The following is a 19,643-nucleotide window of genomic DNA, read 5'->3' on the forward strand; positions in this document are numbered from 1 at the left end:
CTTCGGCAACCTTGCCAGTAGGCTGACCCCCGTGAAGGTCCTCGTCATCGGCAGCGGCGCCCGCGAACACGCCCTGTGCCACTCCCTGTCCCTCGACCCCGACGTCACCGCGCTGCACTGCGCCCCCGGCAACGCCGGCATCGCCGAGGTCGCCGAGCTGCACCAGGTCGACGCGCTCGACGGCGCCGCGGTGGCCGCCCTGGCCACCGGCCTCGGTGCCGACCTGGTCGTCGTCGGCCCGGAGGCCCCGCTGGTCGCCGGTGTGGCCGACGCCGTCCGCACCGCCGGCATTCCTGTCTTCGGCCCGTCCGGGGAGGCCGCGCAGCTCGAGGGCTCCAAGGCCTTCGCCAAGGACGTCATGGCCGGTGCCGGCGTGCCGACCGCCCGCTCCTACGTCTGCACCACCGCCGAGGAGGCCGCCGAGGCCCTCGACGCCTTCGGCGCGCCCTACGTCGTCAAGGACGACGGGCTCGCCGCCGGCAAGGGTGTCGTCGTGACCTCGGACGTCGAGGCCGCCAAGGCGCACGCGGCCGCCTGCGAGCGCGTCGTCATCGAGGAGTTCCTCGACGGCCCCGAGGTCTCCCTGTTCGCCGTCACCGACGGCGAGACGGTCGTCCCGCTCCAGCCGGCCCAGGACTTCAAGCGCGCCCTGGACGGCGACGAGGGCCCGAACACCGGCGGCATGGGCGCCTACTCGCCGCTGCCCTGGGCCGACCCCAAGCTGGTCGACGAGGTGCTGCAGACCGTGCTGCAGCCGACCGTGGACGAGATGCGCCGCCGCGGCACGCCGTTCTCCGGACTGCTCTACGCGGGCCTCGCGATCACCTCGCGCGGTGTCCGGGTCATCGAGTTCAACGCCCGTTTCGGCGACCCCGAGACCCAGGTCGTGCTGGCCCGCCTGAGGACCCCGCTGGCCGGCGTCCTGATGGCCGCCGCCACCGGCAACCTCGCCGACCTGGCGCCCCTGCGCTGGAGCGAGGACGCCGCCGTCACCGTCGTCGTGGCCTCGCACAACTACCCCGGCACCCCCCGCACCGGCGACCCCATCACCGGACTGGACGAGGTGGCCGCCGAGGACGCCCCGCACGCGTACGTGCTGCACGCCGGGACCAGGCGGGACGGCGACGCGGTCGTCAGCGCCGGCGGACGCGTGCTGTCCGTGACGGCCACCGGCACGGACCTGACCGAGGCGCGCGAGCGGGCGTACCGGGCGGTGGGCCGGATCGGTCTGGACGGTTCGCAGTACCGCACCGACATCGCGGCGAAGGCGGCCCAGGAGTAGGGCGTCTCCCGGGGCGAAGCCCCCCGAACGCGCCGGTCGTGCGCACTCTCGACCTCGTCGGGCCCCGGAAGCGGAATCCGGGGCCCGATCTTTGCTTTCTGTCATGCAGCTCTGACCAAAGCCATTCCATCGAGTGAGCAATCCCCCATCCGGCTGACGGGGGCCGAGGCCCCAACTAGGGTGCCGCGCAAGCGTTCCGGCACTTGGCCCACCGACATTGCGATGTCAGTGGCGGGTGCCACAGTGGGGGAGTGACCAAGTCCAGGACAGCACGGCATCGACGGGGAGGGGGTGAGGTCGGCACGTGACCGGAATCGGTGTGGAGATGGGCGCGCAGGCCGCGCGCTCCCGGGCCCTGGCCGTGCTGCGGGTCCGCGGCCGGGCGCTGGGCGTGGCCCTGCTGCCCGCGGCCGCCGCGGTGATCCTGCTGGCCGGCGGTGCGACGGACCATCTCGTCGGCGAGGGCTGGGACGCCGCCCGCTGGTCCGTGGGCGTGCTCGCGGTGGTGGTGCTGCTGGCCGCCGTCGGCATCGGCCTGGTCGTCGCCCGCGCCCGCCCGGCGACGAGCCCCACCGTGCCGATCGCGGAGGAGTCCGCCCCCGATCTGTACCGGATGGTGCGCGACCTCGCCGACCGCCTGGACGTGCCGGCTCCCTCGTCCATAGCGCTGACCCCGGACTGCGACAGCTGGCTCGAGGACCGCGCCCATGCGGCGCACGGTCCGCCCTCGCGCCCGGCGCCGGACGAGATAGCGGGCCCCGCCCGGCGCTCCCGTCGCCGAGCCCCGGTGGCCCCGGTCCTCGTCATCGGCTCTCCGTTCTTGTGGTGGATGCGGGTCGGTGAGCTGCGCGCGGTCCTCGCCCCGGTCATCGCCGGCACGGGCCCTTCCGCCCACCCGGACATAGCGGCCGCCCGCGGCTTCGTGCGCGGGCTGGACGCGGCGGTCGCCGTCGCCTCGACATCGGGCCGCTGCCCGCTCACCCGCGGGATCTGCGCAATGCTCGGCTGGGTGGCGCGGCTGCTGCTGCGCGGCTGCCGTGAGCACGCGACACAGATGGAGCGGGGGGTGGCCGCCGCCGCGGCCGAGCGGGCCCAGGCCGTCGACTACGGCCTGCGGATCGTCGCCCAGGAGCAGGTGGGCCTCGCCTACGCCGGCTGGGACCGGCTGCTGACCCGGGTCGCGCTGCCCGCCTGGCGGATGGGCCGCTGGCCGGCCCGGCTGGACGCGGGCGTGGTGGCGGCCCTCACCGAACTGTCCCGGCGCGACCGTCTCGCGGAGGGCTTCGCCTCCCGGCTCGGCGAGCGGCCGGCGTGCGATCTGCTGGAGGAGCCCGGCACGATCGACGAGGCCGCCTCGCTGCTCGCCGCGCGCCTCTTCCACGGTGGCCCGGCCGAGGCCGGGCCGGACTGGGCCCCGGTGGACTGGCAGGCCTATCCGGAAGAGGTCGTGGACCGCACCTGGCGCGCCGACGCGGCCCGCCTGCACCGCGTTCTGGACACCCTGGGCGTCCGCCCCACCCCGGGCCCCCACACCCCCGAACGGGGCGGCCCGACCCTGGCCCGGGTTCTCGACCACCTAGCCGAACCGACCGCCCCCGACGACAAGGGCACGGACACCGCCGGTCCGGTGGCTCCCCGGAGCGGCACCCATGGCGGCACGCGCGCGGACGCCGCGCACCCCACGGACGAGGCCCCCGGTGGCCAGGACGCCCCCGACACCGCAGACACTCTCGACCCGCCCGAGCCGTACCTCGGATTCGGCGACGAGGACGATGCCGATCCCGGTACCGAGCGCAGCGCCGCTCTCGCCGCCGGGATCAGTGCCGAGCTGGCCCGCGAGGAGGCCCTCGTGCCGAAGGGGGCCACCGCCGCCGGGCAGGGCCCCGAGAGCGCCCTGTGGGACGACGGCGGGCTGCCGTTGTTCCCCCTGCAACCCCCCCGCACCGGCCGTGAACTGCTCGCCGACCACGTGACGGCGATGGTGTGCTGCGCGGCCGTGGACACCGCGGGCGCCATTCCGGCCCTGGACTGGCTCGACGGCCCGTCCCTGCTGCTCGGCGGGGAGCGGGCGGCCGACCTCGGACCGAAGGTGCTCAGCCTGATCGAGGAGGGTGACCCGGGCCCGCTGCGGGCCTGGCTGACCGCGTCCGGGATACGCCCGGAGAAGCCCGTACGGCTCGTCTGACCCGCACGGCCTCCCGCGTCGCACCGTCGTCGGCCGTCGCCGTCGCGCGCACCGGACCGGAGACGCGACTTCCACTTCAGGTCAATTCGCAACGACTAGTGACCGGGCCCGTGCGTTATGTGATGTGCTGGGACAGACCACGCCTTTGGCAAAGGCTTGCGACATACGACAGACCGGCCGCACACGGCACGGCCCGATACAGCACGGCCGAGCCCGGTACGACTGGCACAGCGCGCACCACCGGGACAGGACACGGGGGCACGAGGGAGGGGAGCGACCATGGCCTCGGAGCACATCCGCCGCTGGGAGTCCGGAGCGCTCGCGCACGCCGTCACGGACCCCTTCGGGCAGGGCCCGGTGCCCTGGCTGCGCGGCAGTGAGACCTATTTCGACGACACGGGTCACGTCGTGCCCTGGTACGTCGATCCGAGCCCGCAGCAGGCCACCGGCGCCGGTGGCGGGGGCCGTGTGCCCGCGCCGCGTTCGGCCGTTCCCGGCCCCCGCTCCGCGGACGACGTGCACCGCCAGATCAAGGGCTTCACCTCCACCGGCGCGGTCACGCCCGGCCAGGCGATCGACTTCCACATCACGGTCGACCCGCCGCAGGAGTTCAGCGTCGACATCTACCGGATCGGCCACTACGGCGGCGACGGCGCGGCCAAGATCACCACGAGCCCCCGGCTGTCCGGCATCGTCCAGTCCCCGCCGCTGGCCGCCGACCGCACGGTCTCCTGCCACCACTGGTGGCTGTCCTGGCGCCTCCAGGTGCCCCCGCACTGGAGCATCGGCGCCTACGTGGCGGTCCTGACCACCGCCGACGGCTACCGCTCCCACGTGCCGTTCACGGTCCGCGACGACCATCCCGCCGACCTTCTCCTGCTGCTGCCGGACATCACGTGGCAGGCGTACAACCTCTACCCGGAGGACGGCCGTACCGGCGCCAGCCTGTACCACGCCTGGGACGAGCGGGGCCGGCTGCTCGGCGAGGCCGACGCGGCGACCACGATCTCCTTCGACCGCCCGTACGCGGGCGCCGGCCTCCCCCTGCACGTCGGACACGCCTACGACTTCATCCGCTGGGCCGAGCGCTACGGCTACGACCTCGCCTACGCGGACGCCCGCGACCTGCACGCCGGCCGCGTCGACCCCGCCCGCTACCGGGGCCTGGTCTTCCCCGGGCACGACGAGTACTGGTCGGTGCCGATGCGCCGTGCCGTCGAGGACGCCCGCGACCGGGGCACCTCACTGGTCTTCCTCTCCGCCAACACCATGTACTGGCAGGTCGAGTTGGGGCCGTCGCCGTCGGGTGTCCCGGACCGGCTGCTGACCTGCCGCAAGCGCAAGGGCCCCGGGAAGCCGGTGCTGTGGCGCGAGATCGACCGCCCCGAGCAGCAGGTGGTCGGCATCCAGTACGCGGGCCGGGTGCCCGAGCCGCACCCGCTGATCGTCCGCAACGCCGACCACTGGCTGTGGGAGGCGACCGGCGCCCACGAGGGCGACGGCATCGAAGGCCTGGTCGCCGGTGAAGCCGACCGTTACTTCCCGCGCACCCCGCTGCCCGAGCACGAGGAGCGCGTCCTGCTCGCCCACTCCCCCTACACCGACGGCGACGGCGCCCAGCGCCACCAGGAGACCTCGCTCTACCGCGCCCCCTCCGGCGCCTGGGTGTTCGCCTCCGGCACCTTCGCCTGGTCACCCGCCCTGGACCGGCCCGGCCACGTCGACCCCCGTATCCAGCGCGCCACGGCGAACCTGCTGGACCGTATCTGCAAGCGCGACTGAGCACCGGCGGACCCCGGCCCACCCCCTGGCCGAAACCGATCGCCCCGATAAGGGAGAATCGAGGCACTTGGACAGAACCACGGGGAGGAACCGTGTCCGGATTCGTAGAAAAGCCCGAGCCGCCGCAGGTTCCGGGCCTGGTGCACCTGCACACCGGCAAGGTGCGCGAGCTGTACCAGAACGAGGCGGGCGACCTCGTGATGGTCGCCAGCGACCGCATGTCCGCCTACGACTGGGTGCTGCCCACCGAGATCCCCGACAAGGGCCGCGTCCTCACGCGGCTCTCCCTGTGGTGGTTCGACCAGCTGCGCGACCTGGCCCCCAACCATGTGATCAGCACCGAGCTGCCGGCCGGCGCCCCCGCCGACTGGGCGGGCCGCACCCTGATCTGCAAGTCGCTGAAGATGGTCCCGGTGGAGTGCGTGGCCCGCGGCTACCTCACCGGCTCCGGACTGCTGGAGTACGACGAGTCCCGTACGGTCTGCGGTCTCGCCCTGCCCGAGGGCCTGGTCGACGGCTCCGAGCTGCCCGCCCCGATCTTCACCCCGGCCACCAAGGCGGAGGTCGGCGAGCACGACGAGAACGTCTCCTACGAGGAGGTCGCCCGCCAGGTCGGCGCGGAGACGGCCGCCCAGCTGCGCCAGGCCACCCTGGCCGTGTACGGGCGCGCCCGGGACATCGCCCGCGAACGGGGCGTCATCCTGGCGGACACCAAGTTCGAGTTCGGTTTCGACGGCGACACCCTCGTCCTCGCCGACGAGGTCCTCACCCCGGACTCCTCCCGCTTCTGGCCGGCCGACCAGTGGCAGCCGGGCCGCCCGCAGCCGTCGTACGACAAGCAGTTCGTCCGGGACTGGCTGACCTCGGCCGAGTCCGGCTGGGACCGCAAGAGCGAGCAGCCCCCGCCGCCGCTGCCGCAGCAGGTCGTGGACGCCACCCGCGCCAAGTACGTGGAGGCGTACGAGCGGCTGACGGGCACCGCCTGGGCGTAGCGGAAGGGCCCCCGGCGCGAGCCGGGGGACACGCAAGAAGCCCCCGGCCGGAACCGGGGGCTTCTCCATGGAGCGGACGACGAGGCTCGAACTCGCGACCTCAACCTTGGCAAGGTTGCGCTCTACCAACTGAGCTACGTCCGCACTGCGCCGTGGCGCGAGAGCAACTATACCCAACCTCGCTCCCGTGCGAGACGCACTGCCGTATGACGGTTCTCCGCGCCGAGCTTCGTGACGGCGGAGGAGAGGTAGTTCCGCACGGTCCCCGGCGACAGCGCGGCCCGCTCGGCGATCTCCGCGACCGGCGCCCCGTCGGCGGCCAGCTCCAGCACCTCGGCCTCCCGCGCGGTCAGGGGGGAGTCCCCGGCGGAGATCGCGTCGGCGGCCAACTCCGGGTCCACGTAGCGGTTTCCCGCGTGCACGGTCCGGATGATCTCGGCGAGCCGCTGGGCGCTGACCGTCTTCGGGACGAATCCGCGCACACCGGCCGCCAGTGCCCGTTTCAGGTGTCCGGGCCGCCCGTGACCGGTGACGATCAGCACCTGGCAGTCCGGCAGTTCGGCACGCAGGGATGTGGCGACCTTCACACCGTCGGCGCCGGGCATCTGCAGATCGAGCACGGCCACGTCGGGCTCGTGCGCCCGGGCCATCGCCAGCGCCTCGGGTCCGCTCGCCGCCTCCGCGACGACCAGCAGATCGTCCTCCAGGGAGAGCAGGGCGGCCAGCGCGCCCCGGATCAGATGCTCGTCGTCGGCGAGCAACAGCCGCACCGGACCGCTCATGACGTGACACTCACTCTCGTCTCCACGGACCCGTCGGCTCTCAGTGGCACCTCGGCCACCACCCGGAACCGGTCCGTGTCGACCACTCCCGCCTCCAGAGTCCCGGCCACGGCGGCCAGCCGCTCCCGCAGCCCGGCGAGCCCGGAACCACCGTCGCCCGGGACGGAGGCGCGCGCGGCCACCCCGTCATTCTCCACCGTCAGCACCACATGCCCCTCCCGCACCCGCAGACCCACCGTGCAGCGGCCCGCGTCGCCGTGCCGCAGCACGTTGGTGGTCGCCTCACGCACCACCCAGCCGAGTGCCGACTGCACCTCGGCCGGCAGCTCCGCGGACTCCGCGCGCACCTCGCAGTCGATCCCGGCCGCCGACAACACTCCCTGTGCTCCCGCGAGTTCCACGCCGAGGTCGGCCTCGCGGTAGCCGCGTACGACGTCCCGCACCTCCCGCTGCGACTCCTGCGCGATGCGCTGCACCTCGATCATCTGCTCCACGGCCTCCGGCCGTCCCCGCCGGGCGAGTTGCACGGCCAGCTCGCTCTTGAGGGAGATCACGGACAGGTTCCGCCCCAGCACGTCGTGCAGGTCCCGGCCGAACCGCAGCCGCTCCTCGGCGACGGCCAGCCGGGCCTCGGCCTCGCGGGCCCGTTCCGCCTCCCAGAGCACGGACAGCGTCCAGGCGCCGCAGCGGCAGGCGAGCAGCGAGAAGAGGGTGTGGAAGGCGGTCATCAGCCCGGTCGCGAGGATGCCGGCGGCGCTGCGGTCGGTGAGCCCGATGAGGCCCATGAGCACCACCGCGAGCACCGCCGACCGGCGCAGGAACACCCGGACGGGAACCGTGAGTCCGTAGAGCAGCCCGAACGGCAGCAGACAGGCGCCGATCGCCAACCGGACGGTCATCGGGTCGGCCGCGTGCAGCGCGGAGAGGGTGACGATCAGCGTCAGGGCGAGGCCCAGCAGGACGCCCGGGGTGCGGTGGGCACGGGCCGGCAGCTCGGCGCGCCCGAGGTAGTGGTCGAGCACGGGCCGGGTGAGCCGGTTGCAGACCGCGCACTGAAGGACCGCCACGACGACGAGCAGCGGGCCGAGGACGGCCGCCACGGGCCGGTGGCCGAGCCCGCCGAGCAGCGGCAGGAGCAGCCAGCAGAGCGAGAAGAACCAGGTGGTGACGTACCAGGTGACGACCGTGTACAGCTCGACCCGCTCGGCCTTGCTCCGTTCCCGCCAGTGCCGCTGCTGCCACCGCCGCATCCGCCTCAGCATCCGCGCGTCCCCCCGTTCCTCAGCGCCTCGGCTCCCAGCGGAACCACCGCCGTACAGCAAACACCGCCACGATCGTCCAGGCCAGGGCGGTCGCGAGGGCGCCCAGCGCCTCGTACGCGGTCAACTGGCCCGTCCAGCCGCCGCGGACCAGGCGGATCGCCGGGGACAGGGGCAGGAGTTCGCAGAGGGAGGCGAGCCGGTCGGGCATGAACTCCGTGGGGACGGTGATCCCGGAGCCCAGCATGGACACGAACACCAGCGGCAGCGCGGTCACCTGGGCGCTCTCGGCGGTCCGGGTGAAGGACGCGGTGAGCGCGGCGAGCGCGGCGCTGACCACGAGTCCGGCCAGCACCCCGGGCAGGAGCAGGTACGGCGCCTTCGGCGCCCCGGTGCGCAGCAGCACGGCGCAGCCGACGCTCAGGACGAGGGCCTGGGCGAGGCCGAGGGCGGTCGCGGGCAGGGCGGTGCCGATGAGGATCTCGGTGTCGGACGGTTCGCCGGTGCGCAGCCGCTTCAGGACGAGCTCCTCGCGGCGGGCGACGTAGGCGCCGACCAGGGAGGTGTAGACGGCGAAGAGGAAGGCGAATCCGATGGCGGCGGTCAGCAGGACCGTGCCGATGCTCAGGCCCTCCTTCTCCAGGTCCAGCTGGTCGAGTGCCGGCCGCACGGTGAACGGCAGGGCGAGCGGCACGGCCAGCGCGGTGAAGACGGCGCCCCGGTTGCGGCCGAGGAGCGTGAGTTCGGCCCGCCCCAGCGCCCGCAGCCGCCGCGCCGACGGCTTGAACGCCGCGAGAGCCCGGCGGTCCGCCGCACCGGCTCCGCCCTCGAGCCCGCCTGCCGCTGCCGTGCGGACCCCGTGCACGCGGCCGCCCCCCGTTTCCGTTCCGGTCCCGTTCACGCCGCCGCCTCCCGCTCCCGGGCGATCCCGAGGAACGCCTCCTCCAGTGAGGCCGACCGCACGTCCAGCGCGCCCAGCTCGACCCCGGCCCGCTCGGCCCACGTCAGCACCCCGGTGGCGGTCCGCTGCAACCGTGTCGTGCGCAGCCGTACGACCCTGCCGTCGCACTCGTGCCCGCAGACGCCGAGGTCGGCCAGGGGCGGCAGGTCGCCGAGGAAGTAGCCGTCCGGCAACTCGAAGGACATCCGGGAGGGGCGCCCCGCGGTGACCTCGGCCGGCGTCCCCGAGACGGCGATACGGCCCTCGTGCAGGATGGCGAGCCGGTCGGCGAGGCCCTCGGCCTCCTCCAGGTAGTGCGTGGTGAGCAGCACGGTCGTGCCCGCGGCGCGCAGGCTCCGCACCAGTTCCCAGGTGGCCCGGCGGCCCTCCGCGTCGAGGCCGGTGGTCGGCTCGTCCAGGAAGAGCACCTCGGGGTCGCCGAGCAGGGCGAGCGCCAGGTCCAGCCGGCGGCGCTCGCCGCCGGACAGCTGTTTGACGCGCACCGACCGCCGTCCCGCCAGCCCGACCAGGTCCAGCGCCTCCGCCTCCGGACGGGCCCCGCTGGTGCAGCCCGCCCACATGCGGGCGGTCTCCGCGACGGTCAGCTCGGAGGGGAAGCCGCCCTCCTGGAGCATCACGCCGGTGCGGGGGCGTACGGCGGCCCGTTCGCGGAACGGATCACGGCCGAGGACCCGGACCCGGCCCCCGGCCGGCGCGGCGAGTCCCTCCAGCAGCTCGACCGTCGAGGTCTTCCCGGCTCCGTTGGTACCCAGCAGGGCGAAGATCTCCCCGCGTGCCACGGAGAAGCTGATTCCGCGTACGGCCTCGAACCCGCCCCCGTAGACGCGCCTGAGGTCGGTGACCTCGATCACGTGCTCGCGTTCGTCTGTGTCCATGACGCCAGCGTCCCGGCGTCGCGAGCGGTCCGGCAGTGCGCGGTGTCATCGCCCGGCATGACAAATGTCAGAGGCGCGGCGGACACGAAAAGACCCCGGTCCGATGGACCGGGGTCTTTATCCCGAGCGGACGACGAGGCTCGAACTCGCGACCTCAACCTTGGCAAGGTTGCGCTCTACCAACTGAGCTACGTCCGCACTGCTCCCGACCGGCTCCCACCGATCGGTGCGAGCACCAGCCTACCTGATCCACAAGCGTGGTCGGCACGGCCGGTGCCAGAGCGGGTGACAGGGATCGCACACTGCGCCTTCCCCCTGGAAGGGGGATGTTCTACTACTGAACTACACCCGCATGTCCTCGGGATCCGGCTTTCCGGCCTCGCCCCTCGGCGTGTCCCAGACATTAGCTGATCAGCAGGGGGGTAGCGCAAGTCGGTTCCCCCGACGGCCCCGCCCGTCCCCCAAGTGCACAGCCCTCAGGGCCCGCTGACGGACCCTGAGGGCTGCCCCTTCGCGGGCTTCACTGCGCGGCGCTGAACGCCTCGTAGACCTTCTTGGGGATGCGTCCCCGGGCCGGGACGTCCATCTTGTTGGCCTGGGCCCAGGCGCGGACGGCAGCCGGGTCGGGGGCGACCTCCGTCTGCTTGTACGCCTTGCCGGACCGCGACCGCTTGCGGCCGGCCTCGACGTAGGGCGCGAGCGCCTTGCGCAGTTTTTTGGCGTTGGTTTCGTTCAGGTCGATCTCGTACGACTTGCCGTCGAGTCCGAAGGCGATCGTTTCCGCCGCTTCCGAGCCGTCGATGTCGTCAAAGAGAGTGACCACGACCTTTTGCGCCACGAATATCGGTCCCTTCGTGCGGCACGTCGATACAGCTCACCGGCGTTGACGTGCCGAGTATCGGCTATTGCCAATTCATTTGTACAGTGCCCGGCAATGCAAAGTGAAGCCCGACTAAATCCGTCCGCGTGTCCGAGCACAATAGGCGCCGCGGATGGTCTCCCGAACTTTCCCAGAACTTTTCTCGGGTGCCGCGCTCCGACACCCGATCGTGATGCGCCTCACGTAGTTTCCTACAACTCTACCCGCGTAGAAATTTTGTGCGGGTAGTCTGAAGGAACCTGCTCAGCACCACACACCGGGAGTGCCAGTGGCACGCGTCGTAGTCGACGTCATGCTCAAGCCGGAGATCCTCGACCCCCAGGGCCAGGCGGTCCAGCGTGCGCTGCCGCGCCTGGGTTTCGAGGGGATCTCGGACGTACGTCAGGGAAAGCGTTTCGAACTGGAAGTTGACGGGCCGGTCGACGAGGCCGTGCTCGCCCGCATCCACGATCTTGCGGAATCCTTCCTCGCCAACACCGTGATCGAGGACTTCATCGTCAAGGTGGAAGACACGGTGGAAGTCGCGGAGGCCGCGAAGTGACCGCTCGTATTGGCGTCGTCACTTTCCCGGGCAGTCTCGACGACCGGGACACCCAGCGCGCGATCCGTGTCGCGGGCGCCGAGCCGGTCGCCCTCTGGCACAAGGACAAGGACCTCAAGCAGGTCGACGCCGTCGTCCTTCCCGGCGGATTCTCCTACGGCGATTATCTGCGCGCCGGAGCCATCTCCCGGTTCTCGCCGGTGATGGAGTCCGTCATCGAGCAGGCGAAGGCCGGTCTGCCGGTCCTCGGCATCTGCAACGGCTTCCAGATCCTCACCGAGGCCCACCTCCTCCCGGGCGGCATGCTCGGCAACGACCACCTCCACTTCATCTGCCGCGACCAGAAGCTGCGGGTGGAGAACGCGGAGACCTCGTGGACCGGCGACTACCGCCAGGGCCAGGAGATCCACATCCCGCTGAAGAACATGGACGGCCGGTACGTCGCCGACGAGTACACGCTCGACAAGCTGGAGGCGGAGGGCCGGGTCGTCTTCCGCTACCTGGACGTCAACCCCAACGGCTCGCTGCGGGACATCGCCGGCATCACCAACGAGGCCGGGAACGTCGTCGGCCTCATGCCGCACCCCGAGCACGCCGTCGAGCCGCTGATCGGTACGGGCCGTACCGACGGCCTGCCGTTCTTCACCTCGATCCTCAAGAAGCTGGTCAACGCATGAGCCGGACGCCTCTGGACACGGTCGAGCACGCGGCCGCGACCCCCGACGTCGAGCTGCCCTGGGCCGAACTCGGCCTGAAGAAGGACGAGTACGAGCGGGTGGTGGAGATCCTCGGCCGCCGCCCGACCGGCGCCGAGCTCGCCATGTACTCGGTCATGTGGTCCGAGCACTGCTCGTACAAGTCCTCCAAGGTCCACCTCCGCCAGTTCGGCGAGAAGGCGCCCGAGTCGGACGCGCTGCTCGTCGGCATCGGCGAGAACGCCGGCGTGGTGGACGTCGGCCAGGGCTACGCGGTCACCTTCAAGGTCGAGTCGCACAACCACCCCTCGTACGTGGAGCCCTACCAGGGCGCGGCCACGGGTGTCGGCGGCATCGTCCGCGACATCATCGCGATGGGCGCCCGCCCGGTCGCCGTGGTGGACCCGCTGCGCTTCGGCGCGGCCGACCACCCCGACACCAAGCGCGTCCTGCCGGGCGTCGTCGCCGGCATCGGCGGCTACGGCAACTGCCTGGGCCTGCCCAACATCGGCGGCGAGGTCGTCTTCGACGCCTGCTACCAGGGCAACCCGCTGGTCAACGCCGGTGCTATCGGTGTGATGCGGCACGAGGACATCCACCTCGCGAAGGCCTCCGGCGCGGGCAACAAGGTCATCCTGTACGGCGCCCGCACGGGTGGCGACGGCATCGGCGGCGCCTCGATCCTCGCCTCCGAGACCTTCGACGACGCCAAGCCCTCCAAGCGCCCGGCCGTCCAGGTCGGCGACCCCTTCCAGGAGAAGCTCCTCATCGAGTGCACCCTGGAGGCCTTCCGGGAGAAGCTGGTCGTCGGCATCCAGGACCTCGGCGCCGCCGGTCTGTCCTGCGCCACCTCCGAGCTGGCCTCCAACGGCTCCGGCGGCATGCGCGTCACCCTGGACGACGTCCCGCTGCGCGACTCGACGCTCTCGCCCGAGGAAATCCTCATGAGCGAGTCGCAGGAACGCATGTGCGCGGTCGTCGAGCCGGAGAAGGTCGACCGCTTCCTGGAGATCTGCGAGAAGTGGGACGTCATCGCCACCGTCATCGGTGAGGTGACCGACGGCGACCGCCTGGAGATCTTCTGGCACGGCGGCAAGATCGTCGACGTCGACCCGCGCACGGTCGCCCACGACGGCCCGGTCTACGAGCGCCCCTACGCCCGCCCCGAGTGGCAGGACGCCCTGCAGGCCGACGACGCGAACAAGCTGCCCCGGCCCGCGACTTCGGCCGAGCTGAAGGAGCAGGTCCGCAAGCTCGTGGCCTCGCCGAACCAGGCCTCGAAGAAGTGGATCACCTCGCAGTACGACCACTTCGTGCAGGGCAACACCGTCCTCGCCCAGCCCGAGGACTCCGGCATGATCCGGATCGACGAGGAGAGCGGCCTCGGTGTCGCCATCGCGACCGACGGCAACGGCCGCTACGCCAAGCTCGACCCGTACCACGGCGCCCAGCTGGCCCTCGCCGAGGCGTACCGCAACGTCGCCACGACCGGTGCCAAGCCGCTCGCCGTCTCCGACTGCCTGAACTTCGGCTCGCCCGAGGACCCGGCCGTCATGTGGCAGTTCGCGGAGGCCGTCCGCGGTCTCGCCGACGCCTGTCAGCAGCTGGGCACCCCGGTGACCGGCGGCAACGTCTCGCTCTACAACCAGACGGGCGAGGCGGCCATCCACCCCACCCCGGTGGTCGCCGTCCTCGGCGTGATCGACGACGTCGCCCGCCGCACGCCGGTCGCCTTCCAGGAGGACGGGCAGTTGCTCTACCTCCTCGGCGACACCCGTGAGGAGTTCGGCGGCTCGGCCTGGTCCCAGGTCGTCCACGACCACCTCGGCGGTCTGCCCCCGCAGGTCGACCTGGAGCGTGAGCGCCTGCTGGCCGAGATCCTGATCTCCGCCTCCCGCGACGGCATGATCGACTCCGCGCACGACCTGTCCGACGGCGGCCTGGTCCAGGCGGTCGTGGAGTCCGCGCTGCTCGGCGGCAAGGGCGCGCGGCTGATCGTCCCGGACGGCCTGGACGCCTTCACGTTCCTGTTCTCCGAGTCGGCAGGCCGCGCCATCGTCGCCGTGCCGCGCTCGGAGGAGGTCCGCTTCAACGACATGTGCGGTGCGCGCGGCCTGCCGGCCACCCGCGTCGGTGTCGTGGACGGTGACGCGGTGGAGATCCAGGGCGAGTTCGCCCTCTCCCTCGCCGAGCTGCGCGAGGCCCACGAGGCAACGATCCCGGCACTGCTGGCGTAGCTCCCGCCCGCTGTACGAAGGCCCCGTCCGCGACCCCGGGCGGGGCCTTCGCCGATGCCGGCCGAAGCGATCCGCCGACACCGGTCTGCGGCCCGGCCCGGTCTGCGGTGCGTCTTGGTGCGTCCTGGCTCGTCTGGTCCGGCCCTGCCTGGTCCGGCCCTGTCCTGCCCGACTCGGCCCAGCCCGGTCTGCGGTGCGTCCTGGCCCGGCCTGGCCCGGTCCTGCCCGACCCGGTCTGCGGTCCGGTGCGGTCTGCGGTGCGTCCTGGCTCATCTGGCCCGGCCCTGCCCCTGCTTGACCTGCCCCTGCCTGGCCTCCCGGGTCCGGCCCTGACCTGCCGGGTCCGGCCTGGCCCTGCCCGGTCCTGCCCGGCGGTCCTGCCTGGTCGGGCCCGGGTCCGGTGGTCCTGCCCGACCCGACCCGGCCTGACCAGGCAGGGCCGCCCTTGCCCGGTCCGCGCGGTCGTATTCGCTCGCGGCGCGGGCGCGGGCCTGCATAGGCTCACCGGCATGCCACCGGCCAAGAAGCGTGCCCGCAGTTACGACCCCGTCCGGACCCGCGCCGCGGTCCTCGCGCAGTTCGCGAACGTCCGGGAGGCCGTCGGCGGCCTCGGGCCCGACCAGCTCGCGCTGCCGACCCGGCTCGGCGTCTGGACCGTACGGGACCTCGTCGCGCACATCGGCATGGCGCTCACCGCCGTGCACCGCGCGCTCGACCTGCCCGCGCCGCCCCGCCAGGACGTCACGGTGGTCGAGTGGCCCTTCGCCACCGCCGCCAACTCCACGGCCATCGACGAGTTCACCCGCCGCCTCGCCGCCGATCACCCCGACCTCGACGCCTATCTCGCCGACGTCGACCGCAGCCTGCGGGCCCTCCTCGACGAGCACCCCGGCGGCCGGCTGCTGGAGACCAGCGCCGGCGCGATGCCGCTCGACGACTACCTCGTCACCCGCACCGTGGAACTCGTCGTCCACACCGACGACCTCACCGCGGCCGTCGCGGGACTCGACGTGCCCCACGACCGCCAGGCCCTGGCCGCCGCGACCCGGCTGCTCGCCGACGCCCTCGCCGTGAAGGCGCCCGGCGGCTCCACCGAGGTGCGCGTGCCGCCGTACGCGGTCGTGCAGTGCGTCGAGGGGCCCCGGCACACCCGCGGCACCCCGCCCAATGTCGTGGAGACCGACCCGCTGACCTGGATCCGGCTCGCCACCGGGCGGCTGGCCTGGAAGGACGCCCTCGCCGAGGCGAAGGTCAGCGCGAGCGGGGAGCGGGCGGACATCGGGGACCTGCTGCCGCTGCTGGCGTAGCGGAACCGGTCGTACCGCCGATCCGTCGAACCCGTATGAATCGGCACAAGCAGCGCATGACCCTGACGGCGGCCGCCGTGCTCGTCCCGCTCGCGGTGGCCTGTGGGACCGGGAAGGCGGAGAGTGGAGCGGTGAGCGTCCAGCAGCCGGTGACCGGGATCGACTGGCGGGTCGACAGCCTGACCGTCGGCGACACGACCCGGCACGCGCCCGCTTCCGCCCGCCTGCGCGTGGAGGAGAACGGGAAGGCGGCCGGCAATCTCGGCTGCAACCAGTTCAGCGCCCGCGCCACCCTGGACGGCGACCGGATCACCTTCGGCGACCTGCGCACGACGCGGATGGCCTGCAGCCCGGAGCGGATGGCCTTCGAGCGCGCCCTCGCCCGGACCCTCACCACCGGCACGCTCACGGCGCGGACCGAGGACGCCAAGCTGACGCTCACCGACGGCGACGGCGACCGTGTCCACCTCAGCCGCGGCGCACCCGAATGATGTGCGACACCTCACTCACAAACGAGCCGAAGGGGACCCGGGCCGCCTCGCGGAAGGTGTCCGGGACCCCGCCGATTTCTCGCGACACCGCTCTGACCTGCGGACACGTAGAATCCGACAAGGTGATCGACTGAGGCCGGACCGGTAGGGCCGCGCATCCCCAATTCGGACCAGTGGTCGATCTCGCCTACACTCGGTGGCGTGCCACGTGGTGACGGTCGACTCAATCACGATCTGCTTCCCGGCGAAAAGGGCCCCCAGGACGCTTGCGGCGTCTTCGGCGTCTGGGCTCCGGGTGAAGAGGTCGCAAAGCTCACGTACTTCGGGCTCTACGCCCTCCAGCACCGGGGTCAGGAATCCGCGGGAATCGCGGTCAGCAACGGCTCCCAGATCCTCGTCTTCAAGGACATGGGCCTCGTCTCCCAGGTCTTCGACGAGACTTCTCTAGGTTCGCTCCAGGGTCATATCGCGGTCGGACACGCCCGCTACTCGACCACCGGTGCCTCCGTGTGGGAGAACGCCCAGCCGACGTTCCGTGCCACCGCGCACGGTTCGATCGCGCTCGGCCACAACGGCAACCTGGTCAACACGGCGCAGCTCGCCGAGATGGTCGCCGAACTCCCCAACGACAACAACAGCCGCTCCACCCGGGTCGCGGCCACCAACGACACCGATCTGCTGACGGCCCTGCTGGCCGCCCAGGTCGACGAGGACGGCAAGCCGCTGACCATCGAGGAGGCCGCGCACGCGGTGCTCCCGAAGGTGAAGGGCGCGTTCTCCCTCGTCTTCATGGACGAGCAGACCCTGTACGCCGGCCGTGACCCGCAGGGCATCCGCCCGCTGGTCCTGGGCCGCCTGGAGCGCGGCTGGGTGGTCGCCTCCGAGTCCGCCGCCCTCGACATCTGCGGCGCGAGCTTCGTGCGGGAGATCGAGCCGGGCGAGTTCGTCGCCATCGACGAGAACGGCCTGCGCAGCTCCCGATTCGCGGAAGCGAAGCCCAAGGGCTGCGTCTTCGAGTACGTGTACCTGGCCCGTCCGGACACCGACATCGCCGGCCGGAACGTGTACCTCTCCCGTGTGGAGATGGGCCGCCGGCTCGCCAAGGAAGCCCCGGCCGAGGCCGACCTGGTCATAGCGACCCCGGAATCCGGCACCCCCGCCGCCATCGGCTACGCGGAGGCGTCCGGCATCCCCTTCGGCGCGGGCCTGGTGAAGAACGCCTACGTCGGCCGGACCTTCATCCAGCCCTCGCAGACCATTCGCCAGCTGGGCATCCGCCTGAAGCTGAACCCGCTGAAGGAAGTCATCAAGGGCAAGCGTCTGGTCGTCGTCGACGACTCGATCGTCCGCGGCAACACCCAGCGGGCCCTGGTCCGCATGCTCCGCGAGGCCGGCGCCGCCGAGGTCCACATCCGGATCTCCTCCCCGCCCGTGAAGTGGCCCTGCTTCTTCGGCATCGACTTCGCCACGCGCGCGGAGCTGATCGCCAACGGCATGACCATCGAGGAGATCGGCACCAGCCTCGGCGCCGACTCCCTGGCCTACATCTCCATCGACGGCATGATCGACGCGACGACGATCGCCAAGCCGAACCTGTGCCGCGCCTGCTTCGACGGCGAGTACCCGATGGATCTGCCGGACCCGGAGCTGCTCGGCAAGCAGCTGCTGGAGACCGAGCTGGCGGCCGGTCCCGCCGCCACGGCCGCGGCCGACGCGATCCGTCGCCCGTAACACCCCTGCAGTACGACACGAAAGCTCTCACAGTCATGTCTGAGACAACTGGTGCCAGCTACGCAGCGGCGGGCGTCGACATCGAGGCGGGCGACCGCGCCGTCGAGCTGATGAAGGAGTGGGTGAAGAAGACCCAGCGCCCCGAGGTCCTCGGCGGCCTCGGCGGCTTCGCCGGACTCTTCGACGCCTCCGCCCTCAAGCGCTTCGAGCGCCCGCTGCTCGCCTCCGCCACGGACGGCGTCGGCACGAAGGTCGACGTCGCGCGCCGGATGGGCGTCTACGACACCATCGGGCACGACCTGGTCGCCATGGTCATGGACGACATCGTGGTGTGCGGCGCCGAGCCGCTCTTCATGACCGACTACATCTGCGTCGGCAAGGTCCACCCCGAGCGCGTCGCGGCCATCGTGAAGGGCATCGCGGAAGGCTGTGTGCTGGCCGGCTGCGCCCTGGTGGGCGGCGAGACCGCCGAGCACCCGGGCCTGCTGGGCGCGGACGACTTCGACGTCGCCGGCGCCGGCACGGGCGTGGTGGAGGCCGACCGGCTGCTCGGCGCGGATCGTATCCGCACGGGTGACGCGGTGATCGCCATGGCGTCCTCCGGGCTTCACTCGAACGGGTACTCCCTGGTCCGCCACGTCCTGCTGGACCGCGCGGGCCTCGCCCTGGAGGCGGAGGTCGCCGAGCTCGGCCGCACCCTCGGTGAGGAGCTGCTGGAGCCCACGAAGATCTACTCCCTGGACTGCCTGGCCCTGACCCGCACCGCCGAGGTGCACGCCTTCAGTCACATCACCGGTGGCGGACTCGCGGCCAACCTGGCCCGGGTGATCCCGGACGGGCTGCACGCGACCGTCGACCGCTCCACCTGGACCCCGGGCGCGATCTTCGACCTGGTCGGCCGGACCGGGAACGTCGAGCGCCTGGAGCTGGAGAAGACCCTCAACATGGGCGTCGGCATGATGGCGATCGTCCCGCAGGAGTCCACCGAGGTGGCCCTGACGACCCTGGCCGACCGGGGTGTCGACGCGTGGGTCGCCGGTGAGATCACCGACCGGGGCGACCGGGAGACGGGCGCCGAGCTGGTCGGCGACTACGCCGGCTGAATCTGCGGGTAGCACAGAACCCGGTCGGTGGCAGTGCCACCGACCGGGCAGGTGCTCAGTACTGGGTCAAGCGCCGCGACGGTGCTGTGAGGGACCTTGGTCCTCGTCCTCGTCGTCGTCCTCATAGAGGTCGGCGTACCGAGAATAGAGATCGTCCTCGTCGTCCTCATCGTCCTCGAACGGCTCGCCGTTCGGCGGCTGGCTCGAAGTCGATGCGCCCAGTTCACTGGCCAGACGTGACAGGTCAGTCCCACCGCTGTTGTACTTCAGCTGGCGGGCGACCTTTGTCTGCTTGGCCTTGGCCCGGCCGCGCCCCATGGCTCGACCCCCTCGGTGACGGGGCTCGACGGCCCCAGAGTCTGACACGCGTTCATGATCCGGAACGGACCCTCCGCAGAGAGGCCGGTCCGTAGGGCTTCCACGGTACCTGAGCCCGCGCCCATACGGTACGTCGCCCGCAGCACGCGCGTGTGCCCTGGACCTTCGAGGTGCCCTGTCCTCGCTGGTCAGTGGCGATTTTAACCACTTATCGGGGAGCGA

At 72.0% G+C, this 19,643-nt stretch carries 17 protein-coding genes and 3 tRNA genes; 11 read left to right on the top strand and 9 right to left on the bottom strand.

Annotation, left to right across the window (positions count from 1 at the left end):
* Positions 1–31 precede the first annotated feature (31 nt).
* The 4 genes from purD (at position 32) to BLW57_RS20870 (ending at position 6,241) form a co-directional block, all read left to right on the top strand.
* A complete protein-coding gene (purD, locus tag BLW57_RS20850; protein WP_093476463.1) occupies positions 32–1,282 on the top strand; it encodes a phosphoribosylamine--glycine ligase in 1,251 nt (416 codons plus the stop codon).
* A gap of 304 nt (positions 1,283–1,586) precedes the next feature.
* A complete protein-coding gene (locus tag BLW57_RS20855; protein ID WP_093476465.1) occupies positions 1,587–3,467 on the top strand; it encodes a M48 family metalloprotease in 1,881 nt (626 codons plus the stop codon).
* A 279-nt stretch (positions 3,468–3,746) separates the two neighbouring features.
* Entirely contained in the window at positions 3,747–5,249 is a 1,503-nt protein-coding gene (locus tag BLW57_RS20865; protein WP_093476466.1) for a N,N-dimethylformamidase beta subunit family domain-containing protein, read from the top strand.
* 92 nt (positions 5,250–5,341) lie between these two features.
* Positions 5,342–6,241 carry a phosphoribosylaminoimidazolesuccinocarboxamide synthase gene (locus BLW57_RS20870; RefSeq protein WP_093476468.1) on the top strand — a complete coding sequence of 300 codons (900 nt, stop codon included), beginning with the start codon at positions 5,342–5,344 and terminating at the stop codon, positions 6,239–6,241.
* A gap of 68 nt (positions 6,242–6,309) precedes the next feature.
* On the opposite strand, the gene BLW57_RS20875 is transcribed toward BLW57_RS20870, so the two are convergent.
* From BLW57_RS20875 to BLW57_RS20910, 8 genes are all read right to left on the bottom strand, one after another.
* Positions 6,310–6,385 (bottom strand) — tRNA-Gly (locus BLW57_RS20875).
* A 23-nt stretch (positions 6,386–6,408) separates the two neighbouring features.
* Positions 6,409–7,023, bottom strand: a complete 615-nt coding sequence (locus BLW57_RS20880; RefSeq protein ID WP_093476469.1) for a response regulator transcription factor — start codon at positions 7,021–7,023, stop codon at positions 6,409–6,411.
* Positions 7,020–8,273 carry a sensor histidine kinase gene (locus BLW57_RS20885; protein WP_256339548.1) on the bottom strand — a complete coding sequence of 418 codons (1,254 nt, stop codon included), beginning with the start codon at positions 8,271–8,273 and terminating at the stop codon, positions 7,020–7,022. Before BLW57_RS20885 ends, BLW57_RS20880 begins: the two co-directional genes overlap by 4 nt.
* Positions 8,274–8,304: 31 nt before the next feature.
* Positions 8,305–9,147, bottom strand: coding sequence for an ABC transporter permease (locus BLW57_RS20890; RefSeq protein WP_371127801.1), 843 nt, complete (start codon positions 9,145–9,147; stop codon positions 8,305–8,307).
* Between the two features lie 32 nt (positions 9,148–9,179).
* A complete protein-coding gene (locus tag BLW57_RS20895) occupies positions 9,180–10,118 on the bottom strand; it encodes an ABC transporter ATP-binding protein (RefSeq protein WP_093476475.1) in 939 nt (312 codons plus the stop codon).
* 125 nt (positions 10,119–10,243) lie between these two features.
* Positions 10,244–10,316 (bottom strand) — tRNA-Gly (locus BLW57_RS20900).
* Positions 10,317–10,398: 82 nt separating this feature from the next.
* A tRNA-Gly gene (locus tag BLW57_RS20905) sits at positions 10,399–10,470 on the bottom strand.
* Between the two features lie 168 nt (positions 10,471–10,638).
* Positions 10,639–10,956, bottom strand: a complete 318-nt coding sequence (locus BLW57_RS20910; protein ID WP_031164632.1) for a histone-like nucleoid-structuring protein Lsr2 — start codon at positions 10,954–10,956, stop codon at positions 10,639–10,641.
* A gap of 310 nt (positions 10,957–11,266) precedes the next feature.
* On the opposite strand from BLW57_RS20910, the gene purS reads away from it, so the two are divergent.
* The 7 genes from purS (at position 11,267) to purM (ending at position 19,103) form a co-directional block, all read left to right on the top strand.
* Positions 11,267–11,539, top strand: a complete 273-nt coding sequence (purS, locus tag BLW57_RS20915; RefSeq protein ID WP_093476477.1) for a phosphoribosylformylglycinamidine synthase subunit PurS — start codon at positions 11,267–11,269, stop codon at positions 11,537–11,539.
* The gene (gene purQ / locus BLW57_RS20920; protein WP_093476479.1) at positions 11,536–12,216 is read left to right on the top strand and encodes a phosphoribosylformylglycinamidine synthase subunit PurQ; all 681 of its coding nucleotides are present in this window, start codon (positions 11,536–11,538) and stop codon (positions 12,214–12,216) included. Before purS ends, purQ begins: the two co-directional genes overlap by 4 nt.
* On the top strand, positions 12,213–14,471 hold the full coding sequence (purL, locus tag BLW57_RS20925; protein ID WP_093476481.1) for a phosphoribosylformylglycinamidine synthase subunit PurL: 2,259 nt from the start codon (positions 12,213–12,215) through the stop codon (positions 14,469–14,471). Before purQ ends, purL begins: the two co-directional genes overlap by 4 nt.
* Positions 14,472–14,980: 509 nt before the next feature.
* Entirely contained in the window at positions 14,981–15,778 is a 798-nt protein-coding gene (locus tag BLW57_RS20930; protein WP_093476483.1) for a maleylpyruvate isomerase family mycothiol-dependent enzyme, read from the top strand.
* Between the two features lie 56 nt (positions 15,779–15,834).
* Positions 15,835–16,269: an META domain-containing protein gene (locus tag BLW57_RS20935; RefSeq protein ID WP_256339549.1), complete on the top strand. Its 435-nt coding sequence runs from the start codon at positions 15,835–15,837 to the stop codon at positions 16,267–16,269.
* Between the two features lie 201 nt (positions 16,270–16,470).
* Positions 16,471–18,000, top strand: coding sequence for an amidophosphoribosyltransferase (gene purF / locus BLW57_RS20940; protein WP_093476487.1), 1,530 nt, complete (start codon positions 16,471–16,473; stop codon positions 17,998–18,000).
* Positions 18,001–18,035: 35 nt separating this feature from the next.
* On the top strand, positions 18,036–19,103 hold the full coding sequence (gene purM / locus BLW57_RS20945; protein WP_093476489.1) for a phosphoribosylformylglycinamidine cyclo-ligase: 1,068 nt from the start codon (positions 18,036–18,038) through the stop codon (positions 19,101–19,103).
* A 66-nt stretch (positions 19,104–19,169) separates the two neighbouring features.
* Here purM and BLW57_RS20950 read toward each other — a convergent pair whose 3' ends face one another.
* On the bottom strand, positions 19,170–19,421 hold the full coding sequence (locus tag BLW57_RS20950) for a DUF3073 domain-containing protein (RefSeq protein ID WP_093476491.1): 252 nt from the start codon (positions 19,419–19,421) through the stop codon (positions 19,170–19,172).
* Positions 19,422–19,643: the final 222 nt, after the last annotated feature.

This window comes from Streptomyces sp. 1222.5 (assembly GCF_900105245.1).
GTDB classification, from domain to species: domain Bacteria; phylum Actinomycetota; class Actinomycetes; order Streptomycetales; family Streptomycetaceae; genus Streptomyces; species Streptomyces albidocamelliae.

Coding starts and splice junctions, on each gene's coding strand:
- BLW57_RS20880 (WP_093476469.1), bottom strand. CDS start 7,023: ATGAGCGGTCCGGTGCGGCTGTTGCTCGCCGACGACGAGCATCTGATC.
- BLW57_RS20950 (WP_093476491.1), bottom strand. CDS start 19,421: ATGGGGCGCGGCCGGGCCAAGGCCAAGCAGACAAAGGTCGCCCGCCAG.
- purL (WP_093476481.1), top strand. CDS start 12,213: ATGAGCCGGACGCCTCTGGACACGGTCGAGCACGCGGCCGCGACCCCC.
- BLW57_RS20930 (WP_093476483.1), top strand. CDS start 14,981: ATGCCACCGGCCAAGAAGCGTGCCCGCAGTTACGACCCCGTCCGGACC.
- BLW57_RS20935 (WP_256339549.1), top strand. CDS start 15,835: ATGACCCTGACGGCGGCCGCCGTGCTCGTCCCGCTCGCGGTGGCCTGT.
- BLW57_RS20895 (WP_093476475.1), bottom strand. CDS start 10,118: ATGGACACAGACGAACGCGAGCACGTGATCGAGGTCACCGACCTCAGG.
- purM (WP_093476489.1), top strand. CDS start 18,036: ATGTCTGAGACAACTGGTGCCAGCTACGCAGCGGCGGGCGTCGACATC.
- BLW57_RS20865 (WP_093476466.1), top strand. CDS start 3,747: ATGGCCTCGGAGCACATCCGCCGCTGGGAGTCCGGAGCGCTCGCGCAC.
- BLW57_RS20885 (WP_256339548.1), bottom strand. CDS start 8,273: ATGCGGCGGTGGCAGCAGCGGCACTGGCGGGAACGGAGCAAGGCCGAG.